Source organism: Streptomyces sp. NBC_00775 (assembly GCF_036347135.1).
Lineage (GTDB): Bacteria > Actinomycetota > Actinomycetes > Streptomycetales > Streptomycetaceae > Streptomyces > Streptomyces lutosisoli.
On sequence record NZ_CP108938.1, the window covers coordinates 10,375,904 to 10,402,751 of the forward strand.

Genomic DNA, 26,848 nt, shown 5'->3' on the forward strand with positions numbered 1-26,848 from the left:
CTGCTGGTCCGCTACGGAGGTGGTGTCCCTTGGCCTACTTGGATTGGATTCGTCCAAGCGGGTTGGGGCCGGTTGTCAGCGCGTCACGCGCTGACTGCCAGGCGGAGCCTCCGGGGTAGAGCTCGGTGCGGAGGTAGGCCCAGGTGAGCCGCGCGACCGCGGCGACTCGCTCGGGGTTCTCGTCCGTGGTCTCGGCGACGTCGTATCCGGAGACCCCGCCGAGCCCGTGCTCCGCGTCGAACAGGGTGAGCAGAGACTTGGGGCCCGGGGAGAGAACGTACGGATCGGTGTGCCAGTCCGGTCCCCGGACCGTCAGGAAGGCGGAGTCGTCCTTGTCGCCGGCGACCACGAGCGCGGGCGTCGTCATCTCGGAGAAGTCCGTGGTCAGGAAGAACGAGTAGTTCTCGGCCGTGAACTCGGTGAGGGCGTCGCCGCCTCGGCCAGGTGCGGCAAGCAGCACGCCTGTCTTGATCCGTGGCTCGGCCAGGTTCACCTCCGTTCCGTCGTGCGGATCGGTGAGCCGGGCGCCCAGGAGCAGGCTCGCGGTGTGCCCGCCCATCGAGTGCCCGGCTACGGCGACCTTGCTTCGGTCGAGGCGCCCGGCGAGCTGGGGGATGGCGGCCTCGATCACGTCGAGCTGGTCGAGGATGCGCTTCATGTCCTCGGCTCGTGAGCGCCAGTGCGGAAGCGCCCTGGGGGTGTCGGGATCCAGGCTCAGTGTCCTGGAGTCCAGATGGGTGGGCTGGATCACGACGAAGCCATGTGCCGCCCAGAAGTTGGCGAGGGGGGCGTAGCCGTTCAGCGAGGAGAGGTTGTTCGAGAAGCCGAGACCGTGCGAGAGGAGGATGACCGGCAGCTCGCTCCCTGTCACGGGGGCGGAGACGCGCACCTGAAGGTCCACCGCCCGGCCGGGAGCCGGCAGCACGACCGGACTGACCGAGAGGACCGGAGTGGGCGAGTTGAAGGTGTCGGTCGTGTAAGTCGATTCACTCATGACGCGCATTTCCCTTCGATAGCCACTGCTGCCCGGCTCATGCGGCCGGGCAGCGGGCGAGACGGGGCCAGGAACGCCCGGCTTCAGCTACCCTGAAATCGGAGCGTCGTTCCGTTTACGATACGGAGCGCTGTTCCGTTTCGTCAACTGTCCTCGGAAGGAGAGCGTGGTGTCCGCTGCAAGCCCGTCCAGAGGGGCGTCCGCCCGGAGCAAGCGGGCCGACGCGGTGCGCAACCAGCAGACGCTGCTCGAAGCCGCCGCCGAGGTGTTCGTCAGCTCCGGCGTCGACGCGCCCATCCGGGAGATCGCGGCCAGAGCCGGTGTCGGGATGGGCACGATCTACCGCCACTTCCCGACGCGCGCGGATCTCGTCGTCGCCGTCTACCGCCACCAGGTCGAAGCCTGCGCCGAAGCAGGCCCGAACCTGCTGGCCGGTGCCGACTCCCCGCTCGCGGCACTCCGCCAGTGGGTCGACCTCTTCGTCGACTTCCTGGTCACCAAGCACGGCCTCGCCAACGCACTGCAATCGGACAGCAGCGGCTTCGAGGCACTCCACGCCTACTTCCTCGACCGCCTGGTGCCCGTCTGCACGCAACTGCTCGACGCCGCCGCCGACGCCGGCGAAATCGATCCCGGCACGCACGCCTACGAACTGATGCGCGGCATCGGCAACCTCTGCATCGGACATGACAGCGACCCCCGCTATGACCCCCGCCGATTGATCGAACTGCTCCTGCGGGGGCTGCAGCGACCGTAGCGAGCTGCCCCAACGCCGAGATCGTCCCCGCAACGCCCTCCTCGCTCCCTGGCCTTGGAGCGTCAGCACCGGCCGGCGCCGTCACACGTCGAGGTCAACCCCCGTTCCGACGGGCAGCCAGCGGAAGCGGTCCTGGATGTCGACGGGGGCCGAGGCCAGGTGCCGTTCGATGGCGTCGCGGTTCTCGCGGAAGTGGTGCCAGCCCTCGTAGTGGATGGGGAGAGCGGTTCGCGGGGTGAGGAGATGGCACAGCTCTACGGCCTGACGGGCCGTCATCGAATAGCGGATCGGTCCCGTCAGCGGGAAGCGCACGCCGCCCATGTGCAACAGGGCGGTGCCCACGTTCAGGCGACGTGCAAGGTGTCGTACGCCGTCGTGGAGGACGGTGTCTCCGGAGATCCACAGCACGCCGTGGCGTTGTCCCGGCCAGTGCAGCGCGAAGCCGGTGACGTCCCCGGTGATCGGCCGGGACAGCGGCGGGCCGTGGCGGGCGGGTGTCGCGGTGATGTCGATCGTCGTGCGTCCTGGGGCCTGAAGGCGTGTGGTCGTCCAGGGCGCCAGGCCAACGGCGTTGCCGCCGAGTCGTTGTGCTCCGGACGTCGTGGTGAGTACGGCGTCCGCGGTCGGCAGCAGGGCGCGTCCGGCCATGTCGAGGTTGTCGCCGTGGTGGTCGTGGCTGAGCAGGACGGCGTCGACCGGCGGCAGGTCCGCGACGGCGAGGGCGGGGCCGGACGTCTTACGGGAGGAGGTGCCCCAGCCGAACCGGTAGCGGTGGCCCGGCGGATCGAACGTCGGGTCGGTCAGCAGCCGCCAGCCGCCGACCTCGATCAGTGTGGTCGGGCCGCCGATGTGGGTGACGCGGACGTCGGTCATGCGGTGATCCCTTCCGGTGGCCCGGGGCGGCGGGTATGGCCGCCCCGGGCGTGCTGGTGGCTATCGGGCGTGCGACAGGGCCCACGACAGCGCGTAGTCCGCGACCTCTTCCCAGCCTGGCGAGGCCGGCATCAGGTGCGGCTGCCCCGGATACTCCTTGATCTCGGTGACGGTGTTCGACTTGTAGTGCTGGGCGTTGGACTGCTGGATCTTGGGCGGCATGAGGTGGTCCAGTTCGCCGGAGAGGAACAGCAGCGGTGCACGGTCGTCGTTGTGGTAGTTCACCCAGATGTCCTGGTGGCCGGGCTGGAGGTTGGCCAGCACGCTGTTCCACAGGATGCGGCCCGAGGCGGGGATCGCGTAACGCTCGTAGAGCGCCCGGGACTCCTCTTCGGTGAAGGTGTTGGTGAAGGCGTAGTGCCACTGCTCATGGGTGAGGCCGACCGCCTTGTGGTGGTTGGCGGGGTTCTTGAGCACGGGGAAGGTCGACTTCACCTGGCTCAGCGGGACCGTCTTCACGCCTTCGGTGGGTGCGGAGTTGATGGCCACTCCGGCCGCCCCGAAGCCGTGGTCGAGCAGGACCTGGGTGAACGCCCCGCCCGCGGAGTGGCCGATCAGGACGGGCGGCTTGTCGAGCCCGCGGATCACGTTGGCCAGGCTCTCGACGATCTGAGGGGCTGTCAGCTTCTCGATCGGGGTCGGGTCGGCGTTCAGCGACTCGACCTCCACCTCGAAGCCGGGGTAGGCGGGCGCGAGCACGCGGTAGCCCTGCTTCTCGTAACGGTCGATCCAGTGCTCCCAGCTGCGAGGGGTGACCCAGAAGCCGTGGATCAGGACGATGGTGTTCGGTGCGCTCATCGATGTTCCTTCCAGGGCGTCAACGGGTGGCGCGGTGGGCGGCCAGGATCTGCCGGACGACGATGTCGGGGTGCGACATCATCACGACGTGGGAGGAGCCCTTCACCTCGACGGCCGTGCTCCCGGCGCGCTTGGCCATGAAGCGCTGCACCGCGGCCGGGATGACGTTGTCGGCGGTGGGGATCACGTACCAGGACGGCAGGCTCTTCCAGGCCGGCACGCCGCTGCCGGACGCCAACCCGCCTACGCTGCCAGGGCGCTGGGTGGCCGCCATGAGCTGTGTCACGGAGGCCGGCAGGTCCTGGGCGAAGACCTCGTGGAACTTCGCCGGGTCGATGTAGCCGTCAGCGCCGGTGGTGCCGTCGGGCAGCGGGAACGGACGGGTCACCAGCGCGTCCGGGAGCTTGCTGCCGGGGAACATACCGGCCAGTTGCAGCGCGCTCTCGCCCTCGTCGGGTGCGAAGGCCCCGACGTACACCAGCGCCTTGACGTCGGAGTGACCGCGCCCGGCGTTGGTGATGACCTCGCCGCCGTAGGAGTGGCCGACCAGGATGACGGGGCCGGGGATGGTGTCGACGACGCTGGAGACGTACGCCGAGTCGCCCGCCAGGTCGCGCAGCGGGTTCGCGGGGGCGATGACCGGGAAGCCGGCCTTCAGCAGCCGGGCGATGACGTCGTTCCAGCCGGAGGAGTCGGCGAACACGCCGTGCACGAGCACGACGGTCGGTGTCGTACCGCCGCCCGAGCGGGTGGAGGCCGAGGCGGGGGCGGGGGCGGCGCCGAGTGTGACCGCTCCCGCCGCGAGCAGGCCGCCGAGTACGCGACGGCGGGGCTGACCTTCGGGAATCATGCGGTGGTTCCTTCCGTGGTCAGGAGTTGAGGAAGTCCAGCAGGTCGGTGCCGAGCTCTTCCTTGTGCGTGTCCGTGATGCCGTGCGGCGCGCCCGGGTAGACCTTCAGCGTCGCGTTCTTGATGCGGGCCGCCGATGCCTTGCCGCCCACTTCGAAGGGCACGACCTGGTCGTCGTCGCCGTGGATGACCAGCGTGGGTACGTCGAAGGCGTCCAGGTCGGCGCGGAAGTCGGTGGCCGAGAAGGCCGCGACGCACTCGTAGGCGCCTCGGTGTCCGGCCTGCAGGCTCTGGCGCCAGAACGCGTCCCGGATGCCCTGGGAGACGTCGGCGCCGGGTCGGTTGTTGCCGAAGAACGGGCCGTCGGCCAGGTCGTGGTACAGCTGCGAGCGGTCGGCGAGCGACCCGGCGCGGATCGCGTCGAATTCCTCGATCGGCAGGCCACCGGGATTGTCGTCGGTCTTGAGCATGAAGGGCGGTACGGCGGAGACCAGCACGAGCTGCGCGATACGGGCGGTGCCATGCCGCCCGACGTAGCGGGCGACTTCGCCGCCGCCCGTCGAGAAGCCGACGAGCGTCGCGTCGCGCAGGTCGAGCGTGTCGATGAGCGTGGCGAGGTCATCGGCGTAGGTGTTCATCTCGTTGCCGTGCCAGGTCTGGGTGGACCGGCCGTGCCCACGGCGGTCGTGGGCGATGGCGCGGAAGCCGTTCGAGGCGAGGAACAGCTGCTGTGCCTCCCAGCTGTCCGAGTTCAGCGGCCAGCCGTGACTGAGCACGATCGGCCGGCCCGTGCCCCAGTCCTTGTAGTGGATCTGCGCCCCGTCGCTTGCGGTGACGTATGGCATGGATGCTCCCGTCTGCAGGATCTGTCCGGTCGCCCAAGCGTCGCCAGGGCGGACGGTGCTCGAATCCCGTGGAGCGCGTAGTCGTGACCCGGAGTCAGTCGTCCCATGCCTGGTGGAGCTGGCGCCGGGACGTCACGTCGAGCTTCCGGAAGATCTTCCGCAGGTGGTAGTCGACGGTGCTGGCGCTGATGTACAGCTGGGCGGCGATCTCGGCGTTGGTCGCACCGCCCTTGGCGAGGCGCGCGATCTGGAGTTCCTGCGGGGTCAGTGCGCTCGTCGTCCCGGCCTTTCCGCGCTGGGGCTGCGCCCCGGTGGCGGCAAGTTCCTGGGCGGCGCGCGCCGCGTATCCCGAGGCCCGCATGGCGTCGAACATCGTGACGGCCGTACGCAGTTGCTCGCGGGCGTCCCTGCGGCGCTTACGGCGGCGCAGCCACTCGCCGTACAGCAGGTGGGCGACGGCGAGATCGGAGCGGGCTCCGGTGCCCGACAACAGGGTGATCGCCTCGCGGTACAGCGGCTCGGCGTCGCCGACGGCTGCGAGCAGGGCACTCGAGCGGGCCAGCAGGCCCAGGGCCCAGGGCGTGCCGGAGGCCGTCGCCCGGGATGTCAGCGTCCCCAGCGCGGCCGTGGCCAGGACCCGGTCGCCGCAGCGTACGGCCGCCTCGACAAGGTGGGGGAGCAGCCGGGAATGCACCCCGAGCACATCGTGCTCGATCAGTTCGTGCGCGAGGGTGCGCGCCTCGGCGTAGTCGCCGCGGCTCAGAGCCAGCACCACCATGCCGATGCGGGCGATGGACTCGACCGCGCCGATGCCGAGCCAGGTGCCGGCCCCCATCGACCCGCGCAGAACGGCGTCCAGGTCGTCGCGCTCGCCGTGCCAGGCGAGCAGCTCGGGATGCCGGTAGATGGCCCACACGTCGTCGTTCGCGCCGATCGCCGCACGAATCTGGTGCCCCTCGGCCAACAGGTCGTCAGCAGCGGCCAGCTCGCCGAGATTGGTCTCGGACATCGTGGCGCAGTACAGCGCGGAGTCCAGCTGCCACAGCGCGCCGGTCCGCCGGGCGACGTCAGCCGCCCGCCGGATGACAGCGGTGTGTGTCTGCTCATCCCACAGGATCATCGACAGGGTGACGGCGGGCAGATAGGCGCGCAGCACCTCCTCCTCCGGGGTGCCCGGGTCCAGCACCATGGCGCAGGCCCGCCGCAGGTGGGGTACAGCGCGTTCGTAGCCGTCGGTGGCCAGGGCCGCGAAGCCGCGCAGCACGAGGTCGACGCCGCTCGCCTCACCGGTGCGCGGTACCAGCGTCTCCACGGCCCGGGCGATCTCGGTCGGCGTCGTGTCCCGAATGAGGTGCTCCGCAGTGATGGCGCGGTCGATCGCCCTGAGGAGCGCCTCACGGGCCAGGTCCGGAGCACCGTCGGAGAGGCACTGGGCGGCGCGCACGCACAGCGCCGGCGCCTGCGCGAACGAACCCGCGCCGCCCAGCGCGAGACCCGTGGTCGCCCGGACCAACAGCGCCCGGCCCTGGCCGACATCGCCGAGCAGCTGCGCATCGATCCCGTCCAGCAGCGACTCCGCCTGCAGCGGCGCCCCGGACCGCAGCGCTGCCTCGGCCGCCGCCAGCAGCCGCCCCGCTCGTACGTCGCCTTCGGGCGTCAGCTCGGCTGCCCGGGTCAGGAAGGTGGCGCGCGCGGCGTAGCCACCCCGCGCGCCCGCCCGGTCGGCCACGCATTCCACCTCCGCGGCGACGGCGGTATCCGTCCCGATGGCGGCCGCGGCGAGATGCCAGGCCCGCCGGTCCGTGTCGGCCGGGCGGTCGGTGACCTCCGCCAGCGTGTGGTGCGCCCGCCTTCGCTCGACGCTGGTGGCGCCGCTGTACACAGCCGACCGCACCAGCGGATGGCGGAACCGTACGGCGGCGTGCAGCACCACCAGACGCGCGGTTTCGGCCGGACCGGAGGCCTCCGTGCCGATCCCGAGCCGGTGTGCCGCGCTCGTGAGGTACCCAAGGTCGCCGCCCGGTTCGGCGGCGGCGAGGAGCAGCCAGGTCTGCGTCGGCTCCGGCAGCTCGCGAACCTGCTGGAGGTAGTGCGCCTCCAGCCTGCCGCCCACGGGCAGTGGTTCGGGCAGCGCGAGCCCTCCGGAGAGCTGGTCGGCGGACAGTTCCAGCCCGAGGTCAGCCAGTGCCAGCGGGTTCCCGGCGGTGGCGGCCACGATCCGCGCCGCAACACGGGTGTCCAGCTGTCCGGGGACAGTCTCCCGCAGCAGTTCCAGAGCGAACTCGTCCTGCAGACCGGTGACTTCGGTAGACGGAAGGCCGGGGGGCGCGTCGAATCCGGTCCGCGCGGTGAACAAGAGGCCGACGCCCTCGGCGTGCACTCGCCGGCCTACGAACGCGAGCACGCCCAAGGACTCCTCGTCGAGCCACTGGGTGTCATCGACGCAGGCCAGCAAAGGCCGCTGCTTCGCGGCCTCCGCAAGCAGTGTGAGCGTCGCAAGCCCCACCAGGAACTGATCGGCGGCCGGGCCGTCGGCCAGTCCACACGCCACCCGCAGCGCCGCGCGCTGCGTCTCGGGCAGCGCGCCGGGCTCCTTGAGACCGTCCAGGAATGGTACGAGCAGACGGTGCAGCGCCGCGAAAGGGAACCCGGACTCCGCCTCCACACCCGCCACCCGCAGGACGCGCAAGTCGGCGGCCTCCGCAGCCGCATGCTCCAGCAACACAGTTTTGCCGATGCCGGCGTCACCGCGTAGGAGAACGACACCGCTCAATCCCTCGCGCAGGTCCGCGACGAACCGATCGAGCGCTTCACGTTCCCTGACCCGCCCCTTGAGCATGACACCGAAACCCTTCAAAGAGGTCGGGTGGCAAGGTCAACGGCAACGCGGTCCCCCCACGTACATTGCGCCCGCACCCTCCGCTGGTGCTGCCCATCCTGCATATGCCCGCCCGGACTTGCGGGAAGCTTGCACAAGTCATTTGCCTCCCTCCGCTTCGCCGCGGCTCCTCCGCCAACCGGATCACGCTGACGACGGCTTGTTCAGCGCGACGGCCATACCGAGTCGGCACCGACGTCGTACGCGATCGGACACTCCTGATACGCGTCATCAATTCGCTCGACCAGCGTCGGCGCGCGAGTTGATCTCTGTTCGGCGGCGGTACCTGCGTCATTGCGGAGCGGGTGCCTAGGATCGCCGGCATGACCCTGCGACCTGTCCTGGTGAACATAAAGGCTCTTGATGACTCGGCGGTCGGCCGGTTCTGGGCGGAGGCGCTCGGCTGGCGTGTTACCAGCGCGGAACCCGGCGCGACCGCCGCTCAACCCGTCGGCTTCGATTGGCTGGACCCGGTCGGCGTCTGCGTCGACGTCATTGCCGTCCCGGAGCCCAAGACGACATCAAAGAACCGTGTGCACCTCGATCTCGCCACCACCTCTGCGGCCCATCAGGCGGAGTTGGTCGCGCGCCTCCTGGCTCTCGGTGCGACGCCCGCCGACGTGGGCCAGGGCGATGTGCCGTGGACGGTCCTCGCCGACCCGGAGGGCAACGAGTTCTGCGTGCTGGAGCTTCGGGAGATCTACCGGGACACCGGGCCGATCGCCCGGGTGGTGGTCGACTGCGCGGATCCGCGGGCCATGGCCGGGTTCTGGGACGAGGCGATGGACTGGGCCCTGCACGAGGTGACCGACGATCATGCGGTGTGGCGCTCCGCCAAGGGTGTCGGCCCGTATCTCGAGTTCCGCCGCACTGGTGTGAAGACCGTGCCGGACCGCGTCCATCTTGACCTGGTGCCGGACCCCGGTGACGACAAGGAGGCGGAGGTGGCCCGGCTGCGGGCCCTTGGCGCCACCGACCTCGACATCGGCCAGGGCGACGTCCCGTGGACGTGTCTGGCCGACCCGGAGGGCCACGAGTTCTGCGTCCTCGCCCGGTCCTGACGCGGAGCGTTGACGACACCCCGACACGGGAGCCTTGTCTGGTCATGGGGGCAATGCAGGTCGCCAAGACCCCGGGTGGGTCGGGCTGTGGCGTCTCGGTCGATTCGGGCGGCGAGAGCTTGCGCGCAGGGGGCGAGATCGGCTCGCTCGCCGACCACACCACTCAACTCGCCGACTGAAGCGCTCAGTGTGCGACACGAAGTCGCTCCGGATAGGTAAGAAGCCATCCGCTTTCCGAACGTGATCGTTTGATTCGGGCTGCGTGGACATGAACTCTGCTCGGCGGCGGGAGAGATGGGGTCGTTCGACTGCTCGCATCGTGCTTGTGGAAGTGGTCTGTGCCGTCGGTGCTCGGTCCGTTGGAGGCCCGGGAGAAGCGGGTCCGGGAATGGGCAGCACGGTTGCGGGAGGAGGCCGAGCGGGTGCAGGTCGCGCTCACTGTGGCGGAGGGGGCGCCGAAGGCGGCGGGCGAAGACTTCGCGGGGGCGGTTGGGGTTGCCGGTCCTGGGCTGGTGCTGGGGCTGAGGGCGGGGGACTGACTCCGGGATCGGCGAGCGGCTTGTCCGAGGCCGGTGCGAGGATGGCGCTGTGTTCCGGGAGGCGACCGGGGCGAGGACGTGGGCAGGTTTCGAGCGGTCGGAGGCGGCATGGCCAAGGAATTCCAGGTGACTTACGACTGCGCCGATCCGGGCGCGCAGGCGGCGTTCTGGGCTCAGGCGCTGGGCTATCGCATCCAGCCGCCGCCCGAGGGCTTCCCCGACTGGACGGCTGCGCTGACGGCGTGGGGCGTGCCGCCTGAGCACCACAACGACCGGTCGGCCATCACGGATCCGGACGGCAAGGGGCCGCGGGTGTTCTTCCAGAAGGTCCCGGAGGGAAAGACGGCGAAGAACCGCTTGCACCTGGATGTGCGCGCAGCACCCGGCCTGACCGGGGACGAGCGGATGGCCACGCTGGAGGAGGAGGCCACCAGGCTGGAGGGGCTGGGAGCGAAGCGGCTGTACCGGCTCGAGCCCAATGGCCTGGACGAGGGGATCATCGTGATGACCGACCCGGAGGGAAACGAATTCTGCCTGGATTGAGGGCAGGGCGCTGGCTTCAAGAAGGCTTCCGCTCACCGGTCGGCGGGCTTGATCAGTCGAACCGTGTCGCCGTGCGACTGCTCGCTCACCGGTTCGGTGACGCGGGCGATTATCCGGACCGGGCCCGGTGTTACACCTCCGACACGACCGAGGCGGAATGGCAGGAAGTCCGCTCTGATCGAATCAGCGCAGGCCCGCCGGCACGCAGTCAACGCATCCCACCTGGTTGCCCTGGTCCGGGCAGGAGCCCATTTCGAGCGCGGCCGGCTGGTTGAGCGGCCGGAGAGAATCGCGGCATGACCAGCCCCCACCTCGACGAAGAGCCCGCCGAACATCGGCGCTTCACCCACTACCTGCATGCCCTGGCCACCGTCGCCGAGACGGACGAGGCCGACCTGGTGGCCGCCGTCCTGCACGACCAGGACGCGACGATGGCCGACAGCGCGGTGGGCCGCCATCTCGACCGCCGGGCCGCCGGCCTCCTGACCGACCCACAGTTCACTGCCTGGGCCCAGACCATGGCAGAGGCGATCGCGGATCGCGACTTCCTCACCCAGCGCCTGCACGAGTGGACCCTCCTCAGAACCCTCGCCCTGGGCAACCCATGGACCGACGAAGAGCTCACCGCAGCATCCGACTGGTTCCAACGGATGGCCTCCACCCCGCAGTTCGTGGCCTCATCCGAGGCCCTCAGACTGCTGGCCGAACGTGGACGATCCCGCCGCGTCCGAAACGCAGCGAGCCAGCGGCTGCGGCACAGAGAGCAGCCCAACTGAGTTGATCCACAGGTCCTGACGATTCCTCCGCCGGGGGAAGCGGGGTGGGCGAACCCGTAGTCCCTGAGGGCGGTCGGCCAGTCTCTGGAGTGACCTTGAGGCGAAGCGGAGGCAGGTTCTTGTCGTCCAGCCGTCCGGCCGACTGGTCAGCTGTGGAAGCCGGCGAGGCGGGGCCGGCTCAGTGTGGTCTGGTGGGTGGCGGGGCCGCTGCGTATGACCGGGAAGGTCTTCGACGCCGTGGCCGGGTTCCAGAGATGCTGTACGGCCGCACCAATGACATGCGTGCCGCCGACACCGCCCAAGTGCCCCCGGTATGGGCGTGGTGGGGGCGCGGTGTCGGAGACGATGCACATGTAGAGGACAACGAGAGGTCGGAAAAGGGCTGATGGTGTCTTCGCGGTGCACGTAGGCTCTGGCTGCGCCCGGTGGATGGGGGGGCGCGTTGCGCCTGTGTTTGAGGGGTTTGCTGAGCGGAGGGGTCTGCTGTGCCGCAAGGTCATGAGGAAGAAGTCCTGGCCCGGATCGGTAAGGGGCTTGTGTATACCGAGTCGGAAGCAGCCTTCCAGGCTCCTCAACGCCGCACCGAGCAGATCTTCGAGTACAACCACACACCACCGAGCGAAACGGAAAAGCGTCGATCGCTGCTCGTTGCGATCTTCGGATCAGTCGGAGAACGCACGGTGCTGCTGCCGCCGTTTCACGCCGGGTTCGGAAGCAACGTCCATATCGGTGACGACTTCTTCGGAAACGTGAACCTCACGTTTGTCGATGACGTGGACATCCGTATAGGCAACGATGTCATGATCGCTCCCAGCGTGACACTGACCACGACGGGACACCCGGTGCACCCCTCGCGGCGCGTGGACTTCGGGAGGTTCTCGGAACCGATCGTGATCGAGGACAAGGTGTGGATCGGCAGCAACGTGGTCGTCCTCCCGGGCGTTCGTATCGGATACGGATCGGTCATCGGCGCCGGCAGCGTCGTCAGCCGCAGTATTCCCCCCATGGCCGTCGCGGTCGGAACCCCTTGCCGTGTGCTCCGCCCCATCACGGACGAAGACCTCACCACGCGCCTTGCCGGGCGTTAGCCCCGGCCTGGACGCGGCGATATCGGCGGTGCCGGCACCGTGGCGCAAGCCGCGGGTAGTGCACGATTCGGGCAAGATCCTGCTGGACAAGGCGCTTGCGGTCGCCCTGGGCAGGGACTGCCTGGCGGATGTCGCGATGCTGCGGGCCGAGGGCGTGAAGCAGGCCCTGGAGAGTTGCGGGGCACGGTCTGCCGGGCAGCCCGTCGATACCGAGGACCGTCAGGAAATGTGGTGCCAGGAGACCGAGGAGGTCTTCGGGACATGCACCCCGGGCCAGGTTTCTTGACGAGATGTCAGTTCCCTGGACCGACAGCCTCGTCACCCATCCCAGCTTCCTGGCATTGGCATCGGGGAGGGCTGTGGGAACGGCTCAGCCGAGCCCGCGATCCCCGTCCCCACCACGATCACGTCAGCATCGATCAGGAACAGTTGGCGCGGAACATGGCCCGATGTGTGAGTCAGGGGGAGCTCTCCGGGACGCGCCGCTCGGGGTCAGCTCGCGGGGCCCTGTGGTTCTTCCTCCTTGTGGATGGTCAGCTCACCGTCGGCGACGTCGATCCGGAGGCGGCTGTGTGGCTGCAGGTTGCCGTCGAGCAGCATGCGGGAGAGCCGGTTGTCGACCTCGCGCTGGATCGTACGGCGCAACGGGCGGGCACCGTATTCGGGCTGGTAGCCGCGTTGGGCGAGCCATTCGACAGCAGCCATGGTGACATCGACGGTGACGTCCTGGGCGTGGAGCCGGCGCCTGGAGTCGTCCAGCAGCATGTTGGTGATCTGCCGTAGCTGCTGGTCGGCGAGTTGGCGGAAGATCACGATCTCGTCGATGCGATTGAGGAACTCCGGCCGGAAGTGTTCGCGCAGGGGGCGCAGCACCCGCTCGCGGCGGGCCTGCTCGTCGGCGTCCGCGTCGCCGGCACCGAATCCCATCGCGCCGCCGCGACCGGTAATGGCCTGCGAACCGAGGTTGCTGGTCATGACGATGACGGTGTTCTTGAAATCGATCGTGCGGCCCTGGGAGTCGGTGAGCCGCCCGTCGTCGAGCACCTGCAGCAGGATGTTGAAGACGTCGGGGTGCGCCTTCTCGATCTCGTCCAGGAGCAGCAGCGAGTAGGGGTTCCTTCGCACCGCTTCGGTGAACTGTCCGGCCTCCTCGAAGCCGACGTAGCCGGGGGGAGCGCCGACCAGACGGCTGACGGTGTGCCGTTCCTGGTACTCACTCATGTCGAGACGGATCATCCGGTCCTCGCTCCCGAAGAGCGCCTCCGCGAGCGCGCGGGCGAGTTCGGTCTTGCCGACGCCGGTGGGGCCGAGGAAGAGGAAGCTCCCGATCGGGCGGCTGGCGTCGGCCAGACCGGCCCGCGAGCGCAGGACGGCGTCGGCGACGGCGGTCACCGCTTCGTCCTGGCCGATGACGCGCTGGTGCAGATGTTCTTCCAGGCTCAGCAGCCGGTCCCGCTCCTCCTGGGTGAGGCTGCTGACGGGAATTCCGGTCTGACGGGACACGATGTCGGCTATGTCTTCGACGGTGACCTCGGTGACATGGCTGCGGGGCTGCTGTGCGTGGTTCCCCTCGGCGATCCGCTGCTGGAGGTCGGCGAGTCGGTCGCGCAGCTCGGTCGCCCGCTCGTACTGCTCGGTGGCGACGGCCTGGTCCTTGTCCCGGGTGACCTGCTCCACTTCGCGTTCCAGGGCGCGGACGTTGGTGCCGCGGGTGGAGGAGCGCAGCCGGACCCGTGCGCCGGCCTGGTCCATGAGGTCGATCGCTTTGTCGGGCAGGTAGCGGTCGGTGAGATAGCGGTCGGACAGCTCGACGGCGGCGAGCAGTGCCTCGTCGGTGTAGCGGACCTGGTGATGGGCTTCGTAGCGGTCCTGGAGACCCCGCAGGATCTCGACGGCGTCCGCCGGACTGGGCTCGGGGATCAGAACCGGCTGGAACCGGCGGGCGAGCGCGGCGTCCTTCTCGATGTATCGGCGGTACTCCTCGAGCGTGCTGGCCCCCACGACATGGAGTTCGCCGCGGGCCAGAGCGGGCTTGAGCATATTGCTCGCGTCCATCGGTCCGCCCTCGGAGCCGCCGCCCGCCCCGACGACGGTATGAAGTTCGTCAATGAAGATGATCAGCTCGTCCGAGTGGGCGCGGATTTCGTCGATGAGGCCGGTGAGCCGTTCCTCGAAGTCCCCACGGAAGCGGGTACCGGCGACGACTCCTGAGAGGTCGAGCTGGACGACACGCCGACCCAGCAGGATGTCCGGCACCTCGCCGTCCGCGATGCGCTGGGCCAGTCCCTCGACGATGGCGGTCTTGCCCACTCCGGCTTCGCCGATCATGACGGGATTGTTCTTGCTTCGGCGGGCGAGTACCTCAATGGTCTGTTCGATCTCCGCGTCGCGGCCGATGACCGGGTCGATACGGCCCTCCCCAGCCAGGTCGGTGAGGTCGCGCCCGAACTTGTCCAGGTTGGGGGTGTTCCGCTCGCCGGGGCCGGTACGCTGGCCGGCGCTTCCGGGCGCGGGCGTGAGGCCGTCCCGGGCGCCGACGGGCGGCGAGAAGTGCGCGGCGTTGAGCATTTGCCCCGCTGCGGAGTCGCGGTTGGCGGCGAGTGCCACCAACACGTGTTCCGGGCCGATGTAGGAGGCGCCGGTGGAGCGCGCGATTTCATGGGCGTCGAGCAGAGCGCGCTTGACCGCCGGGGTGACGGCGATGAACTGGCGTGGCGGCCCCTCCCCGACCTGCCGGTCGATTTCGGCGGCGAGCGCGTCGGGATCGGCGCCCGCTCGCGTGACCATGCGACGAGTCGGCTCGGTGGAGAGCGCGGCCCGCAAGAGGTGTTCCGTGTCGAGGTCGGTACTCCCGTGCTGGGCGGCATAGGACGCTGCGACGGAGACGAGTTGCCGTGCGGGACCGCTCAACAGACGGCTGAAGTCGATGCGCCGCGGGTCGGGCGGTTCTCCACCTTGTCCGGTGCCGAGAAAGTGCGAGAGGAAGTCTCCGAGGGGGTCCGGACCGTTCTCGGGACCCCGCTGGCCGTCGGTCATGGCTATCCGTCCCCGTGGCCCGGCCCGACCGGGCCACGCTCTCTCGGTGCACGTACAGCCGTTCGGACGCGGTCCCGCAAGTCCGGCGTGACCACAGACGGCCGCAACCCCACTTGCCCTAATTTAGACGATATGGGCGCCGCGTGTCGGTGGACGGGAACAAGGGTTGGCGGGAAGCGGGGGTATGTAGCGCGCATCGATCCGCGGATCCTGGCGCGCGGGATGGCCGGTGCCTGCCGGGGTGGACCCCCGGGGTCCGGGCCGTACCGCGGTATCCACCGGTGCCGCCCGGCGCCCAGGGGGGCAGGGGTCCGGGACGGGATACGTTCCTAATGGCGCATGCGTTCGAATGCGGGTGGCCTGTAGTCATGGCGACGCACCAGCTCCAGCGGTCTCTGTTCGATCAGGGCGACGACGTGTTTCCACTCCCACTGGACGGGCCCCGTAGAACCGCGCTGGGCGACGGCGCCTGGATCGACCTCCTGCCGGGCAGGCTGAGCGGCGCCGACGCCCTGTTCGAACAGCTGGCCACGGATGTTCCCTGGAAGGCCGAGCGGCGGCAGACGTTCGAGCGGGTCGTGGACGTCCCGCGCCTGCTCGCCTTCTACCGTGCCGGCGAACCGCTGCACCGCCCCGTCCTCGACGAGGCGCGGCAGGCACTCTCCAGGCACTACGCCGCCGAGCTCGGTGAACCCTTCACGACGGCCGGCCTGTGCCACTACCGCAACGGCGTACGTGCTGTCGGCAGGCGGGAGGCCCGCCCTCGCAGCAGCCGGTCGCGACCGGGCGACAGGCCGCGTACCGGCGGCCAGTGGTGACCGCCCCTCATGTCCTTCGGGTGTGCGAGATGCCCCCGGCCGGGGGCGGGAGCCCAGATCAGGCCTGCATCAGCAGGCGAGCAGCGGCCCACCGTGCTCAGAGCCCGGTGACTTTGGTACTCGCCGACAGCTCGTAGACCAGGGTGACCGTGCGGCGGCTGCCGGGTGGGAGGGTGATGTCCCAGCGGGCGATGCCCTCGGCGTCGACCACGTCGGGCGCCGGGGAGCACGAATCCTTGTGCAGGCGTATCTCCACCGCCGAGACCTCGGAGACCGGGATCCGCTCCCGAAGGACGACCACCCGCTCGCTGTGCTCCCCGGGGGCGGAGAACCGGGACAGGTGCAGCCGGACCGTACGGGTGACCACGGTCCGCTGGGTGATACCGGCGGAGTCGCGGGACTCCTTGGTATCCCGGACCACCCTGTAGTCGTCGCAGCTGCCGAAGGCCAGCTCGACGGGGGCGCCGGGGGCAGTGAAGTCCAGCGTGCCGCAGCCGCTGAAGCCGCTGCCGCGGACCAGGTCCACGGGCCCGGCGAGCAGCGCGTGGCCGGACAGGTTGTCGAACCGCACCACCTGGGTGACCAGGGGGGACAACTCCGGTGAGCAGGCGTACTCACTGCGCGCGGCCGTGGTGAATGCGGAGAGCAGCACTCGGTGGGCGCGGCCGTCACCAGGAACCGAGACCGGCGCGGGAGATCTCAACACCCGCGCCTCGCCGCCGTCGTCCACCCCTGGCAGGCCGAGCACCGGGGCCGGGCCGAGGGCCCCGATCTCCTCCTCGCGCAGTTCGACGTCGACCGTGCGGCGCTCCGCTGCGGATCGGTCCTTGAGCGTCAGCCGGTCCTCGCCCAGCCGTGGCGGATCGGTGGCCAGCGCCGAGCGGGCCGTCGACAATGTCAGCCGTACGTCCGACCAGTCCTCACCGGTGCGCTGCCAGACCATCGCGTCGGTCTCCAGGGTCAGGGAGTCCCCGTCGAGCACGGCCCGATAGGCGGGCCGCCACAGCGCACACGGGGTGAGGTGGCTCAGGCGCAGCCCGACCGGCCCGGCTACCGCGGCCTCCACGGTCAACTCGATATGGCCGACCAGCGCGGCGGGCTCCTCCTCGGAGAGATACATGGCCCGCTGGGCTTCCCCGAGTTCGACAGCGAGGGTAGCCAGCCGGGCCTCCACGGTGCGGAGTTGCTCGCTGTGCGCGTCGCGCTCGTCGTCCACCCTGTCCAGTTCGCGGGCCCAGCGGGGCCGTTCCGTCTCTCCGGACCCGGCGCCTTCGCCGATCTCCCGCAGCAGATCGGCGGCGAGGCGGCTGAGCAGGTCAAGGCGGGCATGCAGCCGATCGCGTCGCTGCCCCAGGGCCAGCCGCTCCTCTTCGAGGGTGTGTACGCGGTGGCGCAGGGCGGAGTCGTCGTCGGTGGACGGCAGCGGCCCGCGCGGCGTCCAGCTGCGGACGATCCGCACGTCGAGCACGGTCGCGGGGTGATCGGCGGTCAGCTCGGCATGGAGGGTCCGGTCGACGGCCAGCGCACTGACCGGCCCGAGACGCAGCCGCTGGACCCCGGCCTCCAGGTCGAGCATGACGGTGCGCTCGATGTGGGCGCGATCCTCGAGGCACGTGACGGCGGTGACGGGGAGAGCGATCGGCTTCGGGGCCGTGGACATGGCGTGTGTCAGCTCCTGCGGTTGCCGCCGACCAGGGCCTTGCCGGTCGGGATGCGGATCTCGTAGCCGCCGTCGAGGGCAGCAGTGGCGCCTGCGGGCAGGTCCAGTCGCCAGACACGGGTGCCCGGCGCATGTCGATCGGGCCCCGTGCCTTCCTCGGGTGCCGTCCAGCCGGCCCGTTCCTCGATCCGGACGTCCGGTTCGGAGGTGACCGGCACCCGCTCGCGGACTTCCACGGTGACGGGCCTCGCGAGCCGGTTGGCCAGCTCCACGTGGACGCGGTGGTCGAGCACGGTGGTGTTGTTGCGCAGACCCGAGGTCGACTCGTGCAGATTGGCACGGCGGGTGACCCGGATGCCCTCGGCCGGCCCCAGGCCCATCCGGCGGACACCGCCGGGGGCAAGCGTGGGCAGTGCGGCGGTCAGCAGGAAGTCGTCGTCGACGGTGACCTCCACCGGGCCGGCCAGCAGTGCCTGGTCGGTGGCATTGGAGAGCACCAACGTCGCGTACACGGTCTGCTCCACGGACGGCACGCAGAGGTACTCGGTACGCAGGCCGACCGGGATCTCGCCGACGGTGACGGTGTGCCAGGTGCCGTCTGACGGAATGTCGGCGCGGGCGGTGGCATCGAAGCGGTGGTCGAAGGAACCCGCCGACTCGCGGGGCCGCACGGCCTGTCCGGGCAGCGGCAGCGCGGCCACCGCTTCGGCGCGGCGACGGTACTCGGCCGCCACCGGGTCGAAGGGAGAGTCAGGAAACAGCCGGCCTCTGCGACCGCCCTGCTCGTCGGGGCCGCACAGAACAAGGGCGGCATAGTCGAGCTCGGCACCGCTCGGCTGCGGCGGACCGGCCACCGGTGCCGGAGGGGGTGGCGGCGCAGCCCGGCCAGGATCTGCGGGCGCCGTGGCGGCGAGGGCACCCGCGAGGGGCCTGCCGCCGGTACGCGGCCTGTCGCCCGGTCGCGATCCGGCCGGCTGCGGGAGGGCGGGCATCCCGCCGCCGAAGACTTCCGGGGGCGCGCCGCCTGCGCCGCCGGGCACCGGGACTGCGGCCGGCGGACCGCCGTAGCTCTGCAGTGCCGGCGACGGGGGAGGCGGCGGTGGAACGGGACCGGACGCGGAGCCGCCCGCGGCACCCACGGGCGCGGAGCCGGCACCGACAGCCGCGGGTGCGGCGGTCGTGGCTGGGCCGGGGCCTGCCGCGTCGTAACCGGAGAACAGGTCGACGAGCCCGGCCGGGGGCTCGCGCCAGCCAGAAGGCGCGGGGGCGGTCTGACTGCGTCCGATCCGGATCGAGCGGAGCCTCGGCAGGTCGGTGAGGCGCCGAAGATCGGCGGTGGCCAGAGCGATGCGCACGCCGGTCCAGTCCTCGCCGGTCCGCTGGGCGACCGAGGCGCGCAGCACCAGACGGCCGCTGCCGTCGCCCTGACGGTGAGTGAGACGGTAGGCCGGCACCCAGACGGCGCCCGGCACCCCGTATTCCAGCTCCAGCTCCACCTCCGCATCACCGGTGCCGTCGAGGGTCAGGACCGCACAGACCGTGGTCTCCACGTGCGCTGACGGTGCGTCGGTGGAGGCGCGGGCGAGCCTGTCGGCGGCGACGGTGAGCTCGTGCTCGACGTTGCGCAGTGCCTCCTCCAGCTCGACGAGGCGGTTGTGCAGTCCCGCCAGCCGCTCGTCGACGAAGTCGGCGAGCTCCATCCACGCGTCGACCGGGGTGCGGCGGTGCGGGTCCTCGCGCCTGCGGGCAGGTGGGACCGGGTGGAGAGCCCTGACCTCCTCGATCAGGCTCAGCTGTCGGTCCCGGCGTCCCTGCGCCGCCGCGTACTCGTCGCTCAGCCGCTCGACCTCGCGCCGCAACTCGTCGGGCGTGCCGGTGTCGAGCGGCTCGGCCTCGACTTCCACCCGGGCCTCGGTGACTCGCACCCCGGAGGCGCCCAGGACCCGGGCCCGCAGCGAGCCCGGGTCCAGCGAGCGGGGCAGTCCCGTCACCCGCACCCGGCCGTCAGACGACACGCTGCCCCGGGCCAGGCGTCGGCAGACCGCGCCCTGCGCGTACACCACGACCGAATCGAGGGTCGACCCCCACCTCTGTGCTGACTCAGCCGTCACGTGCTCCGCCCCCGTCGCGTCCATGCTGAGCGAAGCCTACGCCCGGGCGGTCTGCGCGTCCGCGTCGAATCAGGAGGATGGCGTCCAGGACCACACGCCCTTGGCTGAGCAGCCGTTTCACGGCCTCCTCCAGGGAGCGGGTGGCATGCACTGCAGTGCTGCCGTGGACGGCTACGGCTGCCCGCACGCAAGCGGGCGGCCGCTCGAATGCCCAACGCTCCTTCTGAGGCAGCCCGTTTACTTCCGTCTGCACGGTGCCCTCGGCGGCGTCCGCGGCCTCCAGCAGCAGCCGGTTCAGCGCCTGGAACAGGGCGAGGTCACCGCCGGGCCGGATCTGGAGGAGGAAGGCGGCCTCGTTGCTGACGCGGCCCTATGTGTAGAAGACGGCCTCGTCGGGGGAGTCCAGCTGGGCCAGTTCCCCGGCCAGCAGTGCGAAGGCCGCGTCCCAGCCGATGGGTTCGTAGTGGTCCGAGCCGGGCCGCTTGACCATCGGCTCGGTGAGCCGGCCCTGCCGGTTGAGCCACCGGGCGGATCGTTCGGCCAGCTCGGAGACCGGGTGCTCCCGGAAGAACCCGGCCGTGATCCGTCGTGACGTCGCCTCGTCGCTCACATGTGCCCCATCCGCCGCGCTGCCGCTCCAGCCCAGTGTCGGCACGTTCCGCGCGCGGGCGATCCGGGGCGGGCGCAAGGGGCGACCCGACCCGAGATCCGGGAGGCCGCAGCGCGCCGGCGTCAGGTCGGGGTCCCCGGGTCGGTGTACCGCAGCAGGGCGCCCACGCCCTCGTACAGCCTCAGCTCGCTCTCCGGTACGACGACCAGCTCGGCACCGGTGCCGACGAGGGCCCGGACGAGGGCCTCGTCGGCACGTTCCTCGCGCGGGGCCCGCACGCCGAAGGACATCAGCTCCGCCTCGGTCAGGGCGAGCTGAGTGGGCTGGGAGCCCGCCCAGAGCCGCAGCGAAGACCAAGACCCTGGCGGCCGGTTCAGCAGCAGTGCCGCGACCTGGCCGCGCTGGAGGGCGGCGACGGTGGCGGCCAGCCCCTCCGTCATGGGTCCGTGCAGGGCACGCCGACCGATGAAGATGTCCACGAGTTCCTGGTCGTGCGCGGCCATGCGGCCGCGGAAGACGCCGTCGAGCTGCGGCTCCAACAGGGCGCGCCCGGTGTCCGTGGGGGTCCGGCCGCCCACGCGTACGACCTTGTCCCGCAGGGTGTGCGGCAGGCGGCGGATCAGTACGTTGCACGCCCACTCGTCCCCGCCCACGACGACGGCGTCGGCATGGGCGCGCCGCGCCCGATCGTCCAGCTGGTGGCCGAGCCGGAGGGAGGTGCGGTGCCAGGTCGCCACCGCGACCCTGCGGTGCAGCCGCTCACCCGGGGTGACGGTGGACGCGGGCCAGGTGCCGGTCTCCGCCTCCAGAGTTACCCAGCCGTGGGTCTCGGCGGTCGGAAGGCCGCCATAGTGGACGACTACGGCCATGTAGGGGATCTCCGGAACGTGCTGGGTGACCAGGGGCATCGCGTCCGGCAGGGTGCTGTAGCGCGCGGAGTCGTGCTCGGGCGGCCTGGGCAGCTCCCCGTCCAGGACGAGCGTGCCGTGGGCGGCGAAGATGGCCTGACCGTGCACCCCCGGCACCTCTGTGTCGGCGCCGACCACCTCCTCCAGAACGTTCAGCAGCGCCCGGTCCGAGCCCTGACGGGACAGACTCTCGCGCAGCCGCCCCCAGCGCAGCGCTATCGCCCGCTCGGGATGCTCGACGTTTCGGGAGGTGTCCAGGTATACGGAGGCGAACGGGCCCGGCTCCGCGTAGAGGGGTTCAAGGAACGACAACCTCATCGCCACTCCTCGTCGATGGTCTCCCCTCCTTTGATGATGCGCGCCCATGGGCAACGGTGCCGGGAACGCCGGTGGTCGTCGTCGGCCGCCCGGTGACACCCGCCCCGGCTACGTGTGGCTGGACGACGACCAGCCGGGGACCTGGCCACCGCGGCCGAGCTGCCTGATCTGCGAAACCAGCAGGTCACCCGCCTGGTCGAGGTCCACGTCCGCCACCGGCGAGACTTCGGTGGCCGGCGACTCGGAGTCGTACGGGCGTCCGGTGAGGCATTCCGGCCGACGGGCGGGCAGCCCATGCCCTGCCATGTCCACCGCGAGAGCGGGCGGCCGGCACCCGCCACCCGCGCGATGACCTCGCTCCAGCACCAGGAACCGTCCACTGGCGATGGAGTCGTCTTGATCCCCGATGACACGAACGTCATGCTGTGCGGGTGTCCTTGGTCCGGTCGGCAGGTCTGCAGAAGTTCCGGCAGGTCGTGGAGAGCCTCGGCGGAGACGCGAACGCGTACGCCCGGCGGGCTGGGCTGCCGGACGGGGCGCTCGACACCGATGAGCTGCTCGTGGAGGACACCGCTCTTGCCGCGGTCCTGGAGATCGCCGCAGCCGACCTCGGCTGTCCTGACCTGGGCCTGCGGGTGGCCGAGGCGCAGGACTTCGGCATGCTGGGCCCGCTTGCGGTGGCGATCCAGCACTCCGCTTCGGTCGCCGACGCACTGGAGTGCACATCCCGGTATCTGTTCGTCCACGCGCGCGACCTCAGTGTCTCGTTGGTGGACGACCCCGACGGGGCGCGCGGGGTGGTCGGGCTGCGGTACTCCTTCGGCGCGGGCGTACAGCCGCTGTCACAGGCCACCGACATGACCACGCTGTTCGTCCACCGCGCCGTCATGTTCCTCGTCGGTGGCGGCTACGGCCTGCGGTCGGTCGATCTGCCTCATCAGCCCGTGGCACCACGGACGCGGTACGAGGACGCCTTCGGCGCCCGGGTCCGCTTCGGACGCGACAGCGCACTCCTGCGGGTACCGTCGAGCCTGCTGGCGCGCCCGCTCGACGGGGTCGACGAGACATTGCGCCGGCTCGCGCTGGCGTTTCTGTCCCGGCACTCTCCCGAGGCCGGGCCGGTGGTGGCCGCGAAGGTGCGCGCGGTGCTCGACCAGTCCCTGGGGACCGGTTCCACCGACCTCGTCGACGTCGCCCGGGTCCTCGCCGTGCACCCACGGACCCTGCAGCGCCAACTCACCGCGGAGGGCGAGTCGTTCGCCTCGATCCTCGACGGGGTGCGCCGGGCCCGGGCCCGTACCTACCTGACCACGACGGACATGCCGCTGGCCCAGGTCAGCAACCTCGTCGGTTTCGCCGAACAGGCGGTCCTCACTCGCTGCGCCCGACGCTGGTGGGGCCGGACACCGACCGCCCTGCGCCGCGAGGCACGCGTCAGAGGCTGAGCACGACGAGGTCGTCCTCGTGCAGGCTGCCCGCCACCACGATCCCGTCGTACTCGGCGACGCTGGTCACGAAGCCGTACGAGCCTCCCCCACTCTCGTCTTCGCTCGAGCGGGAGGTGCCCCCAGTCGCGCGCAGGTCGTGAATGAGGCGGCCGTCGAGGTCGAAGGCCATGACCCAGGCGATGGGCGTGGCCTTGGGACGTACGGCCTCGGGCAGATTCCACACCACGGTCCGAAGGAATCCCGGCAACGGGAGCAGCCGGTCGAGCAGGGCGTTGCGGGGTGCTGCGATCGCCACCCACAGCAGCCCGTCGCTGCCGAGGCTCATGTTGTCGGGCATGCCGGCGAGGTTCTCGACGAAGGGCTCGCCGGTCCCTGCCTTCGGGCCGGTGAGCCAGTGGCGGCTCACCCGGTACCCGGTGGTCTCGGCGACCAGCAGGTGCGAGGCGTCCGGGGCGAGGACGAGGCCGTTGGCGAACTTCAGGTCGTCACGCAGCACGGTGACGGTGCCGTCGGGGTCACGGCGGACGAGCAGGCCGGTGCAGGAGTGCTCGATGACGTCGCCGAGGTAGTGCTCCAGGTCCCAGCGTCGCGTGGACACCGTGAACCAGATGGTCCCGTCCGGGCCCTCGGCCACGTTGCTGGCGAAGGTGAGCGGCCGGCCCGCCACGGTGTCGACCAGCACCTCGACCGAGCCGTCGGCGGACATCCGCAGCAGCCCCCGGTCGTGGTCGCAGACCAGGACGCTGCCGTCGGCGGAGGGTTCGAGTCCCAGCGGGCGGCCTCCGGTGTCGCCCACCACCGTGCACGCACCGGTGGCCGGGTCGACGCGCACGATCCTGCCGTCGGCGAGACCGGTGAGCAGGCTGCCCTTTCCGTCGAAGATCACGTCCTCAGGGCCGTGCCCGCCGCTCGCGATCCGGCGGGCGACGGCGAAACGGCGCGTGGTGGGTGTGCGCCCTTCGTCGGCGGGAGCCAGGGGCGGCGTCCAGTGGCGGGGCGAGAGGAGGCGGCGGGTCAGGGGCACGGCGTTGGGCTCCCTGTTCGAGGTCATGGCTACTTCCCTACCTGGGCGTCGGCGATGTCGGGGGACATCCGTCGGGCGGCGGCGATGATGCGGCGGCACCGCAGTTCGAGCAGCACGACCGCGATGCCGAAGAGACGGAACTGCTTGTTCGTGGTCTGCCCGGTGAGATACCGCTGATAGACCTGCTGGGCGATGACGGCGACGCGGAACAGGCCGAAGACCTGGTCCAGGCCCACTCCCGGTTCGTCACGCTGGTGCCGGTGCGCCCGCAGTAGTGTGCCACCACCTCCTCCCGGGTCATCATCCCGGGCAGATGGGTGGGTTGACGCCGGAACGCCTGCATGTGCCTGCCGTCGTCCGCCTGCACCCAGTACCCGAGGCCGTTGGCGAGGTCCATGAGCGGGTCGCCGACAGTGGCGAGTTCCCAGTCGAGAAGACCGACAGGCCGCGTGGGGTCCTCGGCGTCGAGTACGACGTTGTCGAAGCGGAAGTCGTTGTGCACCAGGGTGTGCGGCCGGTCGGCCGGCTGGTTGTCGGCCAGCCACCGCATCACCCGCTCGAAGCCGCCGACGTTCCAGGTGCGCGCCTTGCGGTAACGCTCCGACCAGCCCTCCACCTGGCGGCTTACGTACCAGCCGCCCTTGCCGAGGTCACCGAGTCCCGTGGCTGTGAGGTCGACCTCGTGCAGGTCCACGAGCAGGTCGACGACGTTGCGGCACAGGGCGGCGGTCTGCTCGCGGTCGAGTACCACCCCGCGCGGCAGGTCCTTGCGCGGGATCGGGCCGAGGATGCGCCGCATCACGTAGTGTGCGTGCGGCCGCCACGGCTCGTCAGGCGGAGTCGGCCCGGTGGCCTGTCATCGATCGGACCAGCCGCCTGAACCCCTCGATCTGGCGCGCCATGACCGCGTGGTGGTCCTCTCCGAAGACGATGCGCTGATAGACCATGCCGTCGCCGAGCGCCATCAGCACCTGTACCAACGCATCGTCCGGGGCGAGGCCCTGCGCTTCGAGGAAGCGCCGCGTGAAGTCCCGGCAGTTCGGCGGCGGCGTGCTCCGACGTCGCGATCCGGTCGAGCTGGGAGAGCTGCAACCTGGTCTCGAAGACGGACTGCTCCGGGTCGGTGTGCAGAGTCGTCGTCATGAAATACGAGAGGTGCTTGGCCCGCCCTATGCGGCGCAGGCAGGTGTCGGAGTACGCGTCGAGCAACTCGGCCGAGCCTGTGTCCTTGAGGTGGGTGAGAGCGCGGGCCAGCACGACGACGTCGGTGGCGACGAGGTTGAGGAGGCGTTTGGGCGGGTCACGCCACTGAACGCGGGTCCGCACCCGGTGTGAAATCCCGTCCATCACCTGCCGATGATGCCGTCACCTGCCACAACGCCCGTTACTGACAGGCAGGAACGGTCGCAGCTCACGCAACGGGTGCGGGAGTGTGGGTTCCGGTAGCGCCCTGGGCGAGAGCCAGTTGTGCCTGTTCGAGCCTGCGGATCGCCTCGGTGAGCCGGCTCGAAGGGAGCGTGTACGGCAGTCGGATGTAGCGTTCGAATGCCCCGCCGATCCCGAATCGTGGTCCGGCCGCGATGGTCACTCCGTAGTCCGGCGCGATCGCTGCCAGCCGTGAGCTGATGGGCTCGGGGAACGCTGCCCAAAGCGTCACGCCTCCGGCTGGCTGGGGTGCGTGGACGTCGGGCAGGTACTCGCTGAGTGCGCGCCGCAGTGCGTCCCGTTGCGATCGCAGTTGCTGGAGCGTGTCGGGCGGTTCGGTCCGGCGCTCGTTCAGGAGGACGGCGGTGGCCAGCTGTTCGACGACGGGGGTGCCGAGGTCTGTAGCGGGGCGGGCTTGTTCGAGGCGCTCAAGGAGTGAGGGCACGGCGCGAATCCAGCCGGTGCGAAGGCCGCCCCAGATGCTCTTGGACACCGAGCCGATGCTGACGGCGGTCGGCATGTGTACGGCGAAGGGTTCCGGTTTCGCGCCGTCCAGAGCCAGGTCGGTCATGGTTTCGTCGATGATCGTGGGACACGCCAGTCTGAGCCGGCGGCGCACGCTCGCGGACATGCACATCCCGGTCGGGTTGTGAAAGTCGGGTATCAGGTAGGCCAGTTGTGCGGCACGCCCTGCTGCATGGAGTTGCGCGGTGTCCCAGCCGGACGCCTCAACGGCGACGGGCAGGAGTCGGGCGCGCGCCGCAGTAAAGGTCCTGATCGCGTGCGGGTAGGTGGGATGGTCGATCAAGACCTTGTCGCGTGGGGCCAGGAGCGTTCGCGCCAGAAGACCGAGCGCGTGCTGTGCACCGTTGGTGATCATGATGTGATCGGGTGCAGTGGGCAGCCCTCTGCGCTGATACCAATCGGCAACCGCTTCGCGCAGCTCCGCGGTGCCGTATCGGTCGTATCCGTGCCGCTCGAAGTGGAGCGGCAGCCGTTCGAGAGCATCCGCGAAAGCGGCGTGGAGGATTTCGGCGGGTGCCGGTGGCGCAGCGAACGACAGGTCGATGGTCGCCGAGTCCGTGCCGGACGGCCGCTCGGACGGCGTGTCATGGGGGAGCCGTACAGTCGCCCTGGCGCGCGCCCTCGTGGCGAGGTACCGGTGCTCGACAAGAGTGCGGTATGCGGCACCGACGGTGGTTCTGCTGGTGCCGAGCGCGGTAGCCAGGTCGCGTTCGCTCGGCAGCGCCGCCCCAAGGGAGAGACGTCCGTCCAGGACCAGCAGCCGCAGCCTGTCGGAGAGGCGCTGGTGTGCCGGCCCGGGTCCCTCCTGCCAGGTTCCCAACATGCGCGCTACCGCGTGCGAACTGATTTTCACCGAACCAGCTTAAGCAATCTGGTTATGGAATCAGAGTCCAGATGGCGTGGA

At 70.3% G+C, this 26,848-nt stretch carries 23 protein-coding genes and 4 pseudogenes; 9 read left to right on the forward strand and 18 right to left on the reverse strand.

The genetic code is table 11. The annotated features are described in order from the left end of the window. Nucleotides 1-34: 34 nt before the first annotated feature. A complete protein-coding gene (locus tag OIC96_RS46250) occupies nucleotides 35-994 on the reverse strand; it encodes an alpha/beta hydrolase family protein (RefSeq protein WP_330302057.1) in 960 nt (319 codons plus the stop codon). A 169-nt stretch (nucleotides 995-1,163) separates the two neighbouring features. Here OIC96_RS46250 and OIC96_RS46255 point away from each other — a divergent pair, with 169 nt between their 5' ends. Further along, the gene (locus tag OIC96_RS46255; protein WP_330302056.1) at nucleotides 1,164-1,751 is read left to right on the forward strand and encodes a TetR/AcrR family transcriptional regulator; all 588 of its coding nucleotides are present in this window, start codon (nucleotides 1,164-1,166) and stop codon (nucleotides 1,749-1,751) included. Nucleotides 1,752-1,832: 81 nt separating this feature from the next. On the opposite strand, the gene OIC96_RS46260 is transcribed toward OIC96_RS46255, so the two are convergent. The 5 genes from OIC96_RS46260 to OIC96_RS46280 form a co-directional block, all read right to left on the reverse strand. Continuing rightward, nucleotides 1,833-2,624 carry an MBL fold metallo-hydrolase gene (locus tag OIC96_RS46260; RefSeq protein WP_330302055.1) on the reverse strand — a complete coding sequence of 264 codons (792 nt, stop codon included), beginning with the start codon at nucleotides 2,622-2,624 and terminating at the stop codon, nucleotides 1,833-1,835. A 60-nt stretch (nucleotides 2,625-2,684) separates the two neighbouring features. Then, entirely contained in the window at nucleotides 2,685-3,482 is a 798-nt protein-coding gene (locus OIC96_RS46265; RefSeq protein ID WP_330302054.1) for an alpha/beta hydrolase, read from the reverse strand. Nucleotides 3,483-3,501: 19 nt separating this feature from the next. Then, nucleotides 3,502-4,332 carry an alpha/beta fold hydrolase gene (locus OIC96_RS46270; protein ID WP_330302053.1) on the reverse strand — a complete coding sequence of 277 codons (831 nt, stop codon included), beginning with the start codon at nucleotides 4,330-4,332 and terminating at the stop codon, nucleotides 3,502-3,504. Nucleotides 4,333-4,351: 19 nt separating this feature from the next. Then, entirely contained in the window at nucleotides 4,352-5,176 is an 825-nt protein-coding gene (locus tag OIC96_RS46275; RefSeq protein WP_330302052.1) for an alpha/beta fold hydrolase, read from the reverse strand. Between the two features lie 94 nt (nucleotides 5,177-5,270). Next, nucleotides 5,271-8,015: a helix-turn-helix transcriptional regulator gene (locus OIC96_RS46280; RefSeq protein WP_330302051.1), complete on the reverse strand. Its 2,745-nt coding sequence runs from the start codon at nucleotides 8,013-8,015 to the stop codon at nucleotides 5,271-5,273. 362 nt (nucleotides 8,016-8,377) lie between these two features. Between OIC96_RS46280 and OIC96_RS46285 the strand changes: the two genes are divergently transcribed. From OIC96_RS46285 to OIC96_RS46305, 4 genes are all read left to right on the forward strand, one after another. Beyond that, nucleotides 8,378-9,115, forward strand: a complete 738-nt coding sequence (locus OIC96_RS46285; protein WP_330302050.1) for a VOC family protein — start codon at nucleotides 8,378-8,380, stop codon at nucleotides 9,113-9,115. Between the two features lie 44 nt (nucleotides 9,116-9,159). After that, nucleotides 9,160-9,294 (forward strand): hypothetical protein, encoded by a 135-nt coding sequence (locus tag OIC96_RS46290; RefSeq protein WP_330302049.1) that lies wholly within the window; start codon nucleotides 9,160-9,162, stop codon nucleotides 9,292-9,294. Nucleotides 9,295-9,762: 468 nt separating this feature from the next. Beyond that, the gene (locus tag OIC96_RS46295) at nucleotides 9,763-10,197 is read left to right on the forward strand and encodes a VOC family protein (protein ID WP_327326263.1); all 435 of its coding nucleotides are present in this window, start codon (nucleotides 9,763-9,765) and stop codon (nucleotides 10,195-10,197) included. Between the two features lie 296 nt (nucleotides 10,198-10,493). After that, nucleotides 10,494-10,973 carry a hypothetical protein gene (locus OIC96_RS46305; protein WP_330302048.1) on the forward strand — a complete coding sequence of 160 codons (480 nt, stop codon included), beginning with the start codon at nucleotides 10,494-10,496 and terminating at the stop codon, nucleotides 10,971-10,973. A 146-nt stretch (nucleotides 10,974-11,119) separates the two neighbouring features. Here the strand turns inward: OIC96_RS46305 and OIC96_RS46310 are convergent, their stop codons facing one another. Next, a complete protein-coding gene (locus OIC96_RS46310) occupies nucleotides 11,120-11,326 on the reverse strand; it encodes a hypothetical protein (protein WP_330302047.1) in 207 nt (68 codons plus the stop codon). 132 nt (nucleotides 11,327-11,458) lie between these two features. Here OIC96_RS46310 and OIC96_RS46315 point away from each other — a divergent pair, with 132 nt between their 5' ends. After that, the gene (locus OIC96_RS46315) at nucleotides 11,459-12,061 is read left to right on the forward strand and encodes a sugar O-acetyltransferase (RefSeq protein WP_330302046.1); all 603 of its coding nucleotides are present in this window, start codon (nucleotides 11,459-11,461) and stop codon (nucleotides 12,059-12,061) included. Nucleotides 12,062-12,065: 4 nt separating this feature from the next. Continuing rightward, nucleotides 12,066-12,212 (forward strand): annotated as a pseudogene (locus OIC96_RS46320) (IS1380 family transposase); the annotation flags it as partial. A 341-nt stretch (nucleotides 12,213-12,553) separates the two neighbouring features. Here OIC96_RS46320 and OIC96_RS46325 read toward each other — a convergent pair. Beyond that, entirely contained in the window at nucleotides 12,554-15,097 is a 2,544-nt protein-coding gene (locus tag OIC96_RS46325) for an ATP-dependent Clp protease ATP-binding subunit (protein ID WP_330302045.1), read from the reverse strand. Nucleotides 15,098-15,465: 368 nt separating this feature from the next. Between OIC96_RS46325 and OIC96_RS46330 the strand changes: the two are divergent. Further along, nucleotides 15,466-15,828: pseudogene (locus OIC96_RS46330) on the forward strand (alpha-ketoglutarate-dependent dioxygenase AlkB); the annotation flags it as partial. A gap of 184 nt (nucleotides 15,829-16,012) precedes the next feature. Here OIC96_RS46330 and OIC96_RS46335 read toward each other — a convergent pair. The 5 genes and pseudogenes from OIC96_RS46335 to OIC96_RS46355 form a co-directional block, all read right to left on the reverse strand. Continuing rightward, complete coding sequence (locus OIC96_RS46335) at nucleotides 16,013-17,575, reverse strand: mucoidy inhibitor MuiA family protein (protein ID WP_330302044.1); 1,563 nt, start codon at nucleotides 17,573-17,575, stop codon at nucleotides 16,013-16,015. An 8-nt stretch (nucleotides 17,576-17,583) separates the two neighbouring features. Further along, nucleotides 17,584-19,638 (reverse strand): DUF4139 domain-containing protein, encoded by a 2,055-nt coding sequence (locus OIC96_RS46340; protein WP_330302043.1) that lies wholly within the window; start codon nucleotides 19,636-19,638, stop codon nucleotides 17,584-17,586. Nucleotides 19,639-20,059: 421 nt separating this feature from the next. Next, a pseudogene (locus tag OIC96_RS46345) lies at nucleotides 20,060-20,299 on the reverse strand (hypothetical protein); the annotation flags it as partial. A 119-nt stretch (nucleotides 20,300-20,418) separates the two neighbouring features. After that, the gene (locus tag OIC96_RS46350; protein ID WP_330302042.1) at nucleotides 20,419-21,522 is read right to left on the reverse strand and encodes a baeRF2 domain-containing protein; all 1,104 of its coding nucleotides are present in this window, start codon (nucleotides 21,520-21,522) and stop codon (nucleotides 20,419-20,421) included. 108 nt (nucleotides 21,523-21,630) lie between these two features. Then, a complete protein-coding gene (locus OIC96_RS46355; RefSeq protein WP_330302041.1) occupies nucleotides 21,631-21,828 on the reverse strand; it encodes a hypothetical protein in 198 nt (65 codons plus the stop codon). 125 nt (nucleotides 21,829-21,953) lie between these two features. On the opposite strand from OIC96_RS46355, the gene OIC96_RS46360 reads away from it, so the two are divergent. After that, a complete protein-coding gene (locus tag OIC96_RS46360) occupies nucleotides 21,954-22,967 on the forward strand; it encodes an AraC family transcriptional regulator (RefSeq protein WP_330302040.1) in 1,014 nt (337 codons plus the stop codon). On the opposite strand, the gene OIC96_RS46365 is transcribed toward OIC96_RS46360, so the two are convergent. From OIC96_RS46365 to yczR, 5 genes and pseudogenes are all read right to left on the reverse strand, one after another. Further along, on the reverse strand, nucleotides 22,957-24,021 hold the full coding sequence (locus tag OIC96_RS46365) for an SMP-30/gluconolactonase/LRE family protein (RefSeq protein WP_330302039.1): 1,065 nt from the start codon (nucleotides 24,019-24,021) through the stop codon (nucleotides 22,957-22,959). The two genes, OIC96_RS46360 and OIC96_RS46365, sit on opposite strands and share 11 nt — an antisense overlap. Before the next feature lie 10 nt (nucleotides 24,022-24,031). Beyond that, nucleotides 24,032-24,793, reverse strand: a complete 762-nt coding sequence (locus OIC96_RS46370) for a phosphotransferase family protein (RefSeq protein WP_330309951.1) — start codon at nucleotides 24,791-24,793, stop codon at nucleotides 24,032-24,034. Nucleotides 24,794-24,824: 31 nt separating this feature from the next. Beyond that, a complete protein-coding gene (locus OIC96_RS46375) occupies nucleotides 24,825-24,974 on the reverse strand; it encodes a hypothetical protein (RefSeq protein ID WP_330302038.1) in 150 nt (49 codons plus the stop codon). A 25-nt stretch (nucleotides 24,975-24,999) separates the two neighbouring features. After that, nucleotides 25,000-25,278: pseudogene (locus OIC96_RS46380) on the reverse strand (4-hydroxybenzoate 3-monooxygenase); the annotation flags it as partial. Between the two features lie 127 nt (nucleotides 25,279-25,405). Continuing rightward, nucleotides 25,406-26,797, reverse strand: coding sequence for a MocR-like transcription factor YczR (gene yczR / locus OIC96_RS46385; protein ID WP_443058489.1), 1,392 nt, complete (start codon nucleotides 26,795-26,797; stop codon nucleotides 25,406-25,408). Nucleotides 26,798-26,848: the final 51 nt, after the last annotated feature.

Bases quoted from the DNA above. Each gene is read 5' to 3' on its own strand.
- OIC96_RS46275 (WP_330302052.1), bottom strand. From the start codon at position 5,176: ATGCCATACGTCACCGCAAGCGACGGGGCGCAGATCCACTACAAGGAC.
- OIC96_RS46335 (WP_330302044.1), bottom strand. From the start codon at position 17,575: ATGTCCACGGCCCCGAAGCCGATCGCTCTCCCCGTCACCGCCGTCACG.
- OIC96_RS46325 (WP_330302045.1), bottom strand. From the start codon at position 15,097: ATGACCGACGGCCAGCGGGGTCCCGAGAACGGTCCGGACCCCCTCGGA.
- OIC96_RS46265 (WP_330302054.1), bottom strand. From the start codon at position 3,482: ATGAGCGCACCGAACACCATCGTCCTGATCCACGGCTTCTGGGTCACC.
- OIC96_RS46310 (WP_330302047.1), bottom strand. From the start codon at position 11,326: ATGTGCATCGTCTCCGACACCGCGCCCCCACCACGCCCATACCGGGGG.
- OIC96_RS46350 (WP_330302042.1), bottom strand. From the start codon at position 21,522: ATGAGGTTGTCGTTCCTTGAACCCCTCTACGCGGAGCCGGGCCCGTTC.
- OIC96_RS46295 (WP_327326263.1), top strand. From the start codon at position 9,763: ATGGCCAAGGAATTCCAGGTGACTTACGACTGCGCCGATCCGGGCGCG.
- OIC96_RS46365 (WP_330302039.1), bottom strand. From the start codon at position 24,021: ATGACCTCGAACAGGGAGCCCAACGCCGTGCCCCTGACCCGCCGCCTC.
- OIC96_RS46260 (WP_330302055.1), bottom strand. From the start codon at position 2,624: ATGACCGACGTCCGCGTCACCCACATCGGCGGCCCGACCACACTGATC.
- OIC96_RS46290 (WP_330302049.1), top strand. From the start codon at position 9,160: ATGGGGGCAATGCAGGTCGCCAAGACCCCGGGTGGGTCGGGCTGTGGC.
- OIC96_RS46355 (WP_330302041.1), bottom strand. From the start codon at position 21,828: ATGGCAGGGCATGGGCTGCCCGCCCGTCGGCCGGAATGCCTCACCGGA.
- OIC96_RS46285 (WP_330302050.1), top strand. From the start codon at position 8,378: ATGACCCTGCGACCTGTCCTGGTGAACATAAAGGCTCTTGATGACTCG.
- OIC96_RS46250 (WP_330302057.1), bottom strand. From the start codon at position 994: ATGAGTGAATCGACTTACACGACCGACACCTTCAACTCGCCCACTCCG.
- OIC96_RS46305 (WP_330302048.1), top strand. From the start codon at position 10,494: ATGACCAGCCCCCACCTCGACGAAGAGCCCGCCGAACATCGGCGCTTC.
- OIC96_RS46270 (WP_330302053.1), bottom strand. From the start codon at position 4,332: ATGATTCCCGAAGGTCAGCCCCGCCGTCGCGTACTCGGCGGCCTGCTC.
- OIC96_RS46370 (WP_330309951.1), bottom strand. From the start codon at position 24,793: ATGCGGCGCATCCTCGGCCCGATCCCGCGCAAGGACCTGCCGCGCGGG.
- OIC96_RS46280 (WP_330302051.1), bottom strand. From the start codon at position 8,015: ATGCTCAAGGGGCGGGTCAGGGAACGTGAAGCGCTCGATCGGTTCGTC.